The 9,496-nt window shown below is 64.5% G+C and carries 12 protein-coding genes; 8 read left to right on the top strand and 4 right to left on the bottom strand.

Annotated features, from left to right (window positions below; translation table 11 throughout):
• Window positions 1-4 precede the first annotated feature (4 nt).
• From OGL93_RS12800 to OGL93_RS12835, 8 genes are all read left to right on the top strand, one after another.
• The gene (locus OGL93_RS12800; RefSeq protein ID WP_263263039.1) at window positions 5-1,114 is read left to right on the top strand and encodes a P1 family peptidase; all 1,110 of its coding nucleotides are present in this window, start codon (window positions 5-7) and stop codon (window positions 1,112-1,114) included.
• Between the two features lie 211 nt (window positions 1,115-1,325).
• Entirely contained in the window at window positions 1,326-1,976 is a 651-nt protein-coding gene (locus OGL93_RS12805; protein ID WP_263263040.1) for a YjfI family protein, read from the top strand.
• Between the two features lie 26 nt (window positions 1,977-2,002).
• The gene (locus tag OGL93_RS12810) at window positions 2,003-2,707 is read left to right on the top strand and encodes a PspA/IM30 family protein (RefSeq protein WP_263263041.1); all 705 of its coding nucleotides are present in this window, start codon (window positions 2,003-2,005) and stop codon (window positions 2,705-2,707) included.
• A gap of 70 nt (window positions 2,708-2,777) precedes the next feature.
• On the top strand, window positions 2,778-3,332 hold the full coding sequence (locus tag OGL93_RS12815; protein ID WP_263263042.1) for a rhomboid family intramembrane serine protease: 555 nt from the start codon (window positions 2,778-2,780) through the stop codon (window positions 3,330-3,332).
• A gap of 79 nt (window positions 3,333-3,411) precedes the next feature.
• Window positions 3,412-4,077, top strand: a complete 666-nt coding sequence (locus OGL93_RS12820) for a YjfK family protein (protein WP_263263043.1) — start codon at window positions 3,412-3,414, stop codon at window positions 4,075-4,077.
• 13 nt (window positions 4,078-4,090) lie between these two features.
• Complete coding sequence (locus tag OGL93_RS12825; RefSeq protein WP_263263044.1) at window positions 4,091-4,516, top strand: DUF350 domain-containing protein; 426 nt, start codon at window positions 4,091-4,093, stop codon at window positions 4,514-4,516.
• Window positions 4,517-4,533: 17 nt separating this feature from the next.
• Complete coding sequence (locus OGL93_RS12830) at window positions 4,534-5,262, top strand: DUF1190 domain-containing protein (RefSeq protein WP_263263045.1); 729 nt, start codon at window positions 4,534-4,536, stop codon at window positions 5,260-5,262.
• Window positions 5,263-5,275: 13 nt separating this feature from the next.
• On the top strand, window positions 5,276-6,433 hold the full coding sequence (locus OGL93_RS12835) for a glutathionylspermidine synthase family protein (protein WP_263263046.1): 1,158 nt from the start codon (window positions 5,276-5,278) through the stop codon (window positions 6,431-6,433).
• Between the two features lie 26 nt (window positions 6,434-6,459).
• Here OGL93_RS12835 and OGL93_RS12840 read toward each other — a convergent pair whose 3' ends face one another.
• From OGL93_RS12840 to OGL93_RS12855, 4 genes are read right to left on the bottom strand one after another with little or no spacing between them, the layout of a single operon-like run.
• Window positions 6,460-7,122, bottom strand: a complete 663-nt coding sequence (locus OGL93_RS12840; protein WP_263263047.1) for a glycosyltransferase — start codon at window positions 7,120-7,122, stop codon at window positions 6,460-6,462.
• A complete protein-coding gene (locus OGL93_RS12845) occupies window positions 7,119-7,718 on the bottom strand; it encodes a class I SAM-dependent methyltransferase (protein WP_263263048.1) in 600 nt (199 codons plus the stop codon). Before OGL93_RS12845 ends, OGL93_RS12840 begins: the two co-directional genes overlap by 4 nt.
• Window positions 7,715-8,479, bottom strand: a complete 765-nt coding sequence (locus OGL93_RS12850; RefSeq protein WP_263263049.1) for a PIG-L deacetylase family protein — start codon at window positions 8,477-8,479, stop codon at window positions 7,715-7,717. Before OGL93_RS12850 ends, OGL93_RS12845 begins: the two co-directional genes overlap by 4 nt.
• On the bottom strand, window positions 8,476-9,495 hold the full coding sequence (locus OGL93_RS12855; RefSeq protein WP_263263051.1) for an acyl-CoA dehydrogenase family protein: 1,020 nt from the start codon (window positions 9,493-9,495) through the stop codon (window positions 8,476-8,478). Before OGL93_RS12855 ends, OGL93_RS12850 begins: the two co-directional genes overlap by 4 nt.
• Window position 9,496: the final 1 nt, after the last annotated feature.

Here is a 9,496-nt window from a genome sequence, read left to right on the forward strand (position 1 = left end):
TGCCATGCGTGCGCGTCAACTGGGTATCACCCTGGGCCTGGGTACCCCCGGCCCGTTCAATGCGATCACCGATGTACCTGGTGTGCGGGTAGGGCATAGCACCCTCAACGAGCGGCGCAACGGCAAGCAGGTGCTGACCGGGGTCACCGTGGTGGAGCCGCGCGAGGCGGCGGCGCGCTACCAGCCGTGTTTCGCCGGTTGCCATGTGCTCAATGGCAATGGCGATGCCACCGGCCTGGAGTGGATCCGCGAGGCCGGCCTGCTCACCACCCCCATCGCGACCACCAACACCCACAGCGTGGGCGTGGTTCGCGATGCGCTGATCGCTCACGAACGCAAGGTGCTGGGCGACCGTTCGACCTATTGGTGCATGCCGGTGGTGATGGAAACCTATGACGGCGTACTCAATGACATCTGGGGCCAGCACGTGAGCGCTGAGCAGGTGGAGCAGGCGTTGCTCGCGGTTGAGTCAGGGCCGGTGCGCGAAGGTGCGGTCGGCGGCGGCGCCGGGATGATCTGCCACGAGTTCAAGGGCGGGATCGGCACTTCGTCACGCCAGCTGGCACCCTCCCAGGGTGGCTGGACGGTGGGTGTGCTGGTCCAGGCCAACCATGGCCAGCGTCGGGAACTCCGGATAGACGGGTACCCGGTGGGCCGCCATCTGCTGGATATCGCCTCGCCCTTCGCCGCGCAGGGCACTCCGGGCATGGGTTCGATCGTGGTCATCATCGCCACCAATGCGCCGTTGCTGCCGCACCAGTGCCAGCGGCTGGCGCAACGGGCGTCCATTGGCATCGCCCGCACGGGGGGCGGCACCGAAGACTCCAGCGGCGATATCTTCCTGGCCTTCGCTACGGGTAACCGAGGCATTCCCGTGGCCGATTACGACCGCCAGGGGCTGCCCCTGACCACCCCGCTGGCAATGGTCAACAACGACCATATCTCACCGCTGTTCGCTGCCGCCGCAGAAGCTGTGGAGGAGGCCATCATCAACGCGCTGCTCGCAGGAACCGCCGTGTGCGCCGATGACGGCCGGAAGGTAGAGGCCCTGTCAGAAGCTCGCCTGCTCGCCGCCCTGGGTTCAGCCGGCTGGCCGTCGCAGGAGCACTCGTAGTCGCCGGTCGCTCCTACCTCCTTTCACCGTGCAGGGCCTGGTGCCGAGCCTTTACGGCGACTCCTGGCCCACATCCGCTGAACGCCCATCACTCCTACTCCGATGACATAAATCCTTACATGTAAGGTTTTAAAATTCCTTACATGTAATATTGCATGATCCTATTTCCAGGAGTAAGGTACCTTTCATGTAAGGGATGGAGCGGATCGAAATGCCCCCCAGGAAAAAGACCGAGGCTGGCCAGGCGCAACCTGCCGGCAAACTCAAGACGTCCACTGACTACGTACGCAATATGCGGCAACGGTTGGCCGAAGCGGGCCTGGTGAAGCGGGAGTTCTGGATTCTTCCGGAGAACGTCGGTGCCCTGCGGGGGATCGAGAAAGCGCTGCGGCAGCCCTTTTTAGGTGAAAGGATCAAACTGGAGAATTTCATGACACAAAACGGCAACTGGACCACTGAGTCCCTCCGCAAGGCCCTGGCCGAGCTGGAAATCGTCACCTCGGGCAGGGTTGTGCTGGGGAACGAAGCGGGCGCGAGCATTTCGCTGACCATGACCGAGCTTGGCGACCTTCCGATCTATATCGCTGTGTCCGGCGACCAGGTGCTCGTGGACACCACCCTGGCCGAAGTGGCCAAGGTCAAGGATGTACCCGCGTTCAACAGCTTGGTGCTTCGCAGCCGTGACCTGTTCCCGCTTTCCTCGGTCGGTATCGAGACGCTGGGTGATGGTACCGAGGTGTACTGCATGTTCGGCGCGCTCAGTTCAGCGTCAGACCTGACTGTCATCGTGCAGGAAATCTTGACCCTGGCGGACAACGTGATCCGTGCAGCGGATGCGTTCGAAGGCTATTTCAGCAATTAACCCTTACGTTGGGCAGGAGTACTCAGATGAGTGTCTGGAAGAAAATCGTCACCGCCCTTCGTGGCGGCGCTTCGGAAGTTGGTGAAGCAATCGTTGATGCCAATGCCATCCGTATCCTCGAGCAGGAGCACCGCGACGCGGACGCCGCCGTGCTCAGGGCTCGCAATGGCCTGATCGAAATCAAGGCCAAGCAAAAGCTGTCGCTGCAGCGGCTGGAAGGGTATGCCTCGGACATCGCCAGCTGGGAAGGCAAGGCCATGGCCGCGCTGAACAAGGGCGAGGAGGGCCTGGCCACCGAATGCGCGGCCAAGGTGGCGGAGCTCGAAGGCCTGCGAGACCAGGAAAAGGTCCTGGCGGACCAGTTCGGCAAGCAGGTCGAAACCTTGCACGCCCAGGTCACCAAGGCCGACGCGCAGATCAAGGGGCTCAAGCAGCAGATCGAGATGGCCAAGGCCCGCGAAACCGTGCAGCAGGCGCGTGTGGCCACGGCGGCCGCCACCGGTGGCGCCAACGGCAAGTTGGAAACCGCGGTTGGCTCGTTGGCCCGCATCAAGGAACGCCAGGACGCGCAAGATGCGCGCCTGGAGGCTGCCCAGGAAATGGCAGATGCCGCCAACGGCGGTGACCTCGAGCGTCGCCTGCAGCAAGCCGGCATCGGCGCCAAGGCGGGTGGGGCCGATGACGTGCTGGCCCGGTTGAAGGCCAAGCAGGCCGGTGGCAGCGCGCAGTAAACCCGCGCGAGGAGGGCAAGCGGGATGATCCGTTTGCCCTTTTTTTTGCCCGGAATTCGTGGAGCAGGGGATGCAGATAGGAAAACGCGTTCAAGTGGTGTTGGCGTTCATCGCGATACTTGTCGTCGTCCAGGTGATCAACACGTTCACCGGCAACGGTCTTGTGCATCACGGGATCGTCCCGAGGACGCTCGGTGGCCTGCAGGGCATCGCGTTCGCACCCTTTCTCCACGGCTCGGTTCGGCATCTGCTGAGCAACCTGTTGCCGCTGGCCGTGCTCAGTTGGCTGGTCATGAGCGAGGGCATCGAGCGGTACCTGAGGGTCGCGGTGCTCATCTGCGTGATCAGCGGCGTGCTCGTGTGGGGGTTGGGCAGGGCTAGCGTTCATGTGGGCGCGAGCGGCCTGATCTTCGGCCTCTGGGCTTACGTGCTCGCCAGGGCCTGGTACCAGCGCGGGGTCGTCAGCGTGCTCATCGCCATGGGCGTGGTGCTCACCTACAGCGGGTTGGTGTTCGGCTTTATTCCAGTGCCAGGCGTTTCGTTTGAAAGCCATATCTTCGGTGCGTTGGCGGGGGTGCTCGTCGCCTGGCTGATGCATTCGAAAACGTTACTGGCGCAGGCGTGAAGTTTCGCGACCTGCTTCAGGTGGCAAAAGCCCCCAAAGGGGTTATGTTCATCCGTTGAATTCACATGGGAGATGCTCAATGAGCTGGTTAAAGCGGGCGTTTGGAATGGAGGCGCCCAAGCCCTCCACGAAGGCCGCCGACCTGCCTGGCGCGCCTCGGTCACCGATGGGCCTGGCCCCTGGGCGGATGATCTGCTTGAGCCCGAACCTCAAAGGGCTGCTGGTGGGAGAGTCAGGCGTGGTGGTGCCGGACGACGACAAGGTCTGGGCCGTCGGAACCATCGACCTGGGCCAGGCAAAGCGGCTGCTGCGCTATTACCTGGACAACGAAGACTACTTCGTGCAGTTCGTGATGAGCGGCCCGGGCGCCGAGGACATCGAAGACGTGATCCTCTTCGGTTACCACGAGGTCAAGACCGTGGCCAGCAAGGCAGAGTTGCTCCGGCTGGTCGGCCCTCAGGCCAGGATCGGCATGCCTTACTACGAACTCGAAGGCGTGGAGTACAGCCGCCAGTGGGGTAGCGAGGATGGCCAGACCGAGCTCGCGCCGCTGACCGAGCACGTGGTCAACCCGGAAGCTGCATACACCGTGCACCACAACAGCATGCTCTACGCGCGGGACATGGGTTTGACCAACCGGCGCGAATTCCTGCTCTTCTCGGTCGAGGAGGACGCTGAGGGCAACGTCTCGCTGACGACCTCTGTCGGCGTCTCCTTGCAACTCACAGACATCACCGTTCTCTGATAAGGAATCCCTCATGTTCGACGCCCTCCGCATGTCGCTCAACGCGACTGCCGTCTTTGGTTTCATCCTCTATATCGCCGTGGCAGCGTTGCTGTTCGCACTGTTTCAGTTTGTCTATACCCGCCTGACACCGCACAAGGAGTTCGAGCTGATCCGCGGCAACAACCCCGCCGCGGCGGTCGCATTGGGCGGTTCGCTCATCGGTTTCGCGTTGCCGGCCAGCAGCATCATTTCCTACAGCGTGAGCGTTCTGGATTTCGTGGTGTGGGTGTTCATCGCGGGGGTCGTTCAACTGCTCGCCTTCTTCGTCACCAGCCGCGTGCTCAAGGGCTTGTCCGCCCGTATCGCCCAGGGCGAGTTGGCAGCGGCGATCTATGCCGCTTCGGTGGCGATCAGCGTCGGCTTTTTGAACTCGGCGTGCATGACCCCGTCGACCTGAGCCCAAAGGAGAGATCAATGAGAGCTCGCAGCTCGATACAGCTGGTTCTGGCGGGTGCGTTACCCATGGCGTTGGCCGGGTGCAGCAAGCCCGACGACACCGTGGCTTACTCGGTAAAGAACAATTTCAAGTCGGTTCAGGAGTGCGCGGACGCCAAGATCCCGGTCGATGTCTGCTCGGACGCCTACATGCAGGCGCTTTCAGACCATCGAAAGATCGCCCCGACCTACGACGATCAGGCCTCATGCGACGCGGACTTCGTCCAGGGGTATTGCCAGGCGACGTCCGACGGCAAGTTCATGCCCAAGATGGGCGGTTTCGAACTGGCGATGTCCGGCAAGGTGCCCAAGGCCGAGTACGAACAGGCCCAGGCCCAGGCGAGCAGCCAAGGCAGTGGCTGGAACGGGAATGGCCTGCTCACCGGCTTGCTGATCGGCCATATGCTCTCTGGCGGTGGCGGCAATCGCTATTACAGCCAGCCGGTATACGACACTCGGGATTCGCGTGGCGCCTATAGCACCTCGACCCTTTCTCGGCAGATCGAGCAAGGCAAGACCTTCAGCCGCTCCACCCAGGCCATGAGCAGCGGCACCGGCAGCTACGCCTCGACCCTCGGCCGCAGCCTGGGCAACAGTGGCTCGGGCGTGAGCTCGACCATCTCCCGCGGCGGCTTTGGCCAGCAGGCCACCGCTCGCAGCGGTTGGGGCGGGCGCAGTTCCGGTGGCGGCGTAAGCTTCGGCGGCTAGCAGGGGAGGCAGCGTGAAGAAAATCAGTATCGAAGAGCGCCCGGGCTGGCGCGAGACGGTGGAACGCCAAGGGTTCGCCTTCCACACTATCGACGGCGAGCGCTATTGGGACGAGCGAGCGTACTACCAGTTCAGCGAAGCGCAGATCGCCCGAGACATCGAGGGCCCGACCAAGGAGCTGCACGAGATGTGCATAGACCTGGTCGCCCGCGTGGTCGACAGCGAGGCGCTGCTGACGCGCCTGGCCATTCCCCCAGCGTTCTTCGACCTGGTGCGCACCTCGTGGAAGGAGGGGCACCCGCACTTGTACGGCCGCTTCGATTTTGCCTACAGCGGCACAGGCCCCGCCAAGTGCTATGAGCTCAACGCCGATACCCCTACCTCGGTGCTCGAGGCCGCTTCCGTGCAGCTGCTGTGGCTGGAAGATCAGATCGGGCGCGGGGTGCTGCCGGCCCACGCCACTCAATTCAACACCCTGGCCCAGGACATGGTCAGCGCCTTCGCCGCCTTCCCCAAAGGGGGGCCCTTTTATTTCGCGGCGATGGCCGGGTCGGTGGAGGATCGTGGCACCACGGACTTCATGCGCAAGATGGCGGGCCACGCCGGTATCGACACGCGGCACATCGATATCGAGGACATTGGCCTGACCTCCGAAGGCCGGTTTGTCGACCTCGAGGGGCGATGGATCGAGCGGCTGTTCAAGCTGCACGCCTGGGAGCACATCTTCCACGAGCCGTTCGGCGTGGCGGTGCCGGGCTGTGACACCCAGTTCGTGGAGCCCGCCTGGAAGGCCATCTTGAGCAACAAAGGCATGCTGGCGCTGCTCTGGGAGTTCAACGAGGGGCATCCGAACCTGCTGCCCACTTATGTGGACAATGACCCGCGCAAGCCGCTGCCCAATGGTTGGGTGCGCAAACCGTACTTTTCCCGTGAGGGCGCCAATGTGGAGCTGCGCACCGCCAGTGGTGAGCAGATAGCCGAAGACGGCCCCTATACAGACGCGCCCTATGTCCGGCAAGCGTTTGCTCCTTTGCCCAGGTTCGGCGACAGCTACACGCTGGTGGGCTCGTGGGTCATCGGGGACGTGGCCTCGGGGATCGGCATCCGCGAAGACGACACCCTGATCACCAAGGACACCAGCCGGTTCCTGCCCCACGTGGTGCTGGACTGATCGCCATCACCTGGGGGCGCACGCGGTCATGACTGGGCGCTTTCCGCCAGCCCTTTCAAGTAATCGCCGAAGCCACCCTGGGCCCGGCAATCGAAGCGGGCGCTGGTGATCACCCGGTTCAAGTGAGTCCAGACGATCCGCGCGCCGTTGCGCTCCAGGTCTTCGATCAGGTGAACGTCTTCATGGGCGCTCAAGGGGCGAAAGCCGCCCACTCGGCGGTAGGCCTGGGCGCACACGCCCAGGTTGGCGCCGTGGATGTGACGATGGCCGTCACGGTCCTGGTAATTGGCCTGATACCGCGCCTGCACAGCCTCTGAGTGGCCGTGCCAGTCAGCCACATGCACGGTGCCACACACGGCCTCGGCGCCGAACTCCAGCTGGGTGTAGAGCCAGTCTTCGCCGACCTGGCTGTCGGCGTCGGTGCAGGCCAGCCAGCGGGCGCCGCGGCCCAACAGGTAGCTTGCCCCCACACTGCGCGCATGCCCCACGTTGCGGCTGTTGACGCTCAGCGTGTGCACACCCAGCGCGGTGGCAACGGCCTCGGAGTTATCGCTGCACGCATCGAGCACTGCAAGTACTTCAACCTGTTCCCCTGCAAGCCCGGGATGGCTGGCGGCCTTTAGCACCGAGGCCAGACAGGCGCCGATCAACTGCTCTTCGTTATGCACCGGGACCAGAACACCGATCATTCGACCACCTCGCTTAAATCGAAGCCAACCGGCGGGCGGCCCCAAAGTTCTAGAATGAAGTCTTTCTCCTGATGGTGAATAAGGGGCTCAAGTTCCAGCGCCTGCGCCAATAGCCGATGCACGCCTGGACCGTCCATCTGGCAGCCTTCGATCGGGTGCAGCCAGTGGCACGCCAGCAGGCTGCCGCCGGCGGTGAGATTTTTGCCGGCGCGTTGCGCCACATCCTGCCAAGCCTGGGGAGACAGGTAGTAGCCCAGTTCGCTGAGCACGATCAGGTCGAATTCCCCAGGCGGCCAGCCCTCCGGTAGCGTGCGTTGCAGTACCTCGACCCCCGGCAGCCCCGCCACGCGCTTGCGGGCCAGGTCCACCGCCTGGGCGTTGAGGTCAGTGCACAGCAACTGATCACAGCGCTTGGCCAGCTCCACGCTGAGCTCACCGTTGGAGCAACCGGGCTCGAACCCGCGGCTGTAGCGCTGGCGCGGCAGGCAGGCAAGGGTCAAGTCACGTTTGCGTTTTTCGTACCAGCGGCGGCGATATGCCCAAGGGTCTGGATCATCGCTGTAGAGGTTGTCGAAATAGCTTTCCGGGTCGGTCATACGAATACCATCTCGAACGGTTGCAGCCAGCGCTGCAGTGCTTGCTCGCTAAGTACCGGCGCAGCGCCCGTGGTCGGGTCCGAGTGCAGTTGGCTCTGGTGGGCGAGGATCGCCGCGCGCTTGCGCTCCACCTGCACCGGTGTTAGCGCAAAACGCCGCGCCCGCTCCCAGGGGATACGTGCGTCCTCGGGAGAGGCCCAGTGCCAGGCCCACACCGGGATTTCCCGCAGCTGCGCACCGGCGTCGGTGCTGGCGCTGATGCAGGCGCGCGCTACCGCTTCGTGATCACAATGGCCATCCTGTTGCCAGGTGGTGAACACCACGTCGCCTGGGCGCAACAGCGCCCGCAGTGCCGCGGCAAGGCCTTGTTCGTCCGTGCCCACCTTGCTGTCTGGGGCATGCAGGCGCTGCCAATTGAGCGCTTCGGGGGCCAGGCCGAGCGCGAGCAGGGCAGCCCGGCTTTCTTCCTCGCGTACCAGCCGCAAGCGCTCAGGGGGCCATTCCAGGGAGCCGGGATGGCTGCCTTCGCCGTCAGTCACCGAAATCAACAGCAGCGGCTGCGCCCGGTCGGCCAAGGCGGCCAGCAACCCGCCGCAGGCAATCACTTCGTCGTCCGGGTGGGGGGCTACCACCACCACGCGCTGCCCCGGCGGGGCCAGTTCATCGAGGCTGATCGGCGTTACCGCCGCGAGGCGCTGCGAACCCTGCCAGGCCTGCAGCGGGGTGCCTGCGGTTTGAATCAGGTTTTCACCCTCGCTCATAAGTGCCAGCCCCCCGCTTGAGATTGCCCACGGCTCAACGCCCCGAGAGCGGCAAGGTCGCGTTCCGCGTGGCTTTGCCGCACGAACACCGGGAGGTCGGCGGCCAGCCGGGCAAAGTGCCCATTGCGGCAGAATGGCGTTGCGCCGAGGGCACGGCCCACATGACGCAGTACCTGCTCCACGGCCTGTTCGATCTGCGCACGCACCCGCCGCACCGGCAGTTCGGCCAGGGCCTTGGGGTTAGCATCAATCCAGGCGGCGCACTCGCGCAGGTTGGCGGCGGCACTGGTCAAGCAGGCGTCTACCGCCCCCAGGTGGGCCAGGGTATGCGGATCGTCCTGGTTGGACGTTCGCAGATACTCGCCCAGCCGTGCGGCGGCGCCATACCAGCAGGCCGCGATACCGCCGCCGCCTTGCCAGAAGCCCGGGCGGCGCAAGTAGCCGTCTCCGGCGGCGACCACGTCTGCCACAGCGCCGTCGAAGCGCACATCCAGGCTGGCCGACGCGCCCATGCCGACCGCCTGCCAGGCGCCATCGAGGATTTCGATGCCCGGCTGGCGCAGGCTGACCGCTGCCAGCCATGGCTGCCCCTCGGCGCTCCATACGGTCACCAGTGCACGGTCCACTTGGGCGGCGCCGGAGCACCATGCCTTGGTGCCGTGCAAGCGCAACTGTTGGGTGCCCAAGGGTTCTGCCGTCACCCGGGCATTTGGCGGCTCGGCTGCCCATACCGCCCACAGTGCGTGGCCCTGATCCAGCTCAGGGGCCAGCTCCGCCAGGATCGCCAAGGCATCAGTGTGGCCCTCGTAAAATTTCACCAGGGACAGGTCCACGGCGGCCACATCGGCCAGCGCGCGCCAGCGTTGCAGCGTGTTGCCCGAGCCGGGCAGGGGCAGTCGGTCCAGCCCGGCTGCCATGAGGCGACGCAGGTCCTGCTGGATGTCGAGTTCGGCGGGGCTTTCGCCCACCACCGATAGGGTCTCGCGGTAGTCGCGGCTGGCGGCGTGTTTGCTCATA

Origin of the sequence: Pseudomonas sp. RIT-PI-S, from assembly GCF_025642975.1 — a bacterium.
Classification (GTDB): domain Bacteria; phylum Pseudomonadota; class Gammaproteobacteria; order Pseudomonadales; family Pseudomonadaceae; genus Aquipseudomonas.

What these genes read in the sequence shown, in the direction of transcription:
- OGL93_RS12815 (WP_263263042.1), top strand. Translation starts at nt 2,778, where the DNA reads ATGCAGATAGGAAAACGCGTTCAAGTGGTGTTGGCGTTCATCGCGATA.
- OGL93_RS12845 (WP_263263048.1), bottom strand. Translation starts at nt 7,718, where the DNA reads ATGACCGACCCGGAAAGCTATTTCGACAACCTCTACAGCGATGATCCA.
- OGL93_RS12810 (WP_263263041.1), top strand. Translation starts at nt 2,003, where the DNA reads ATGAGTGTCTGGAAGAAAATCGTCACCGCCCTTCGTGGCGGCGCTTCG.
- OGL93_RS12830 (WP_263263045.1), top strand. Translation starts at nt 4,534, where the DNA reads ATGAGAGCTCGCAGCTCGATACAGCTGGTTCTGGCGGGTGCGTTACCC.
- OGL93_RS12850 (WP_263263049.1), bottom strand. Translation starts at nt 8,479, where the DNA reads ATGAGCGAGGGTGAAAACCTGATTCAAACCGCAGGCACCCCGCTGCAG.
- OGL93_RS12840 (WP_263263047.1), bottom strand. Translation starts at nt 7,122, where the DNA reads ATGATCGGTGTTCTGGTCCCGGTGCATAACGAAGAGCAGTTGATCGGC.
- OGL93_RS12855 (WP_263263051.1), bottom strand. Translation starts at nt 9,495, where the DNA reads ATGAGCAAACACGCCGCCAGCCGCGACTACCGCGAGACCCTATCGGTG.
- OGL93_RS12825 (WP_263263044.1), top strand. Translation starts at nt 4,091, where the DNA reads ATGTTCGACGCCCTCCGCATGTCGCTCAACGCGACTGCCGTCTTTGGT.
- OGL93_RS12805 (WP_263263040.1), top strand. Translation starts at nt 1,326, where the DNA reads ATGCCCCCCAGGAAAAAGACCGAGGCTGGCCAGGCGCAACCTGCCGGC.
- OGL93_RS12800 (WP_263263039.1), top strand. Translation starts at nt 5, where the DNA reads ATGCGTGCGCGTCAACTGGGTATCACCCTGGGCCTGGGTACCCCCGGC.
- OGL93_RS12820 (WP_263263043.1), top strand. Translation starts at nt 3,412, where the DNA reads ATGAGCTGGTTAAAGCGGGCGTTTGGAATGGAGGCGCCCAAGCCCTCC.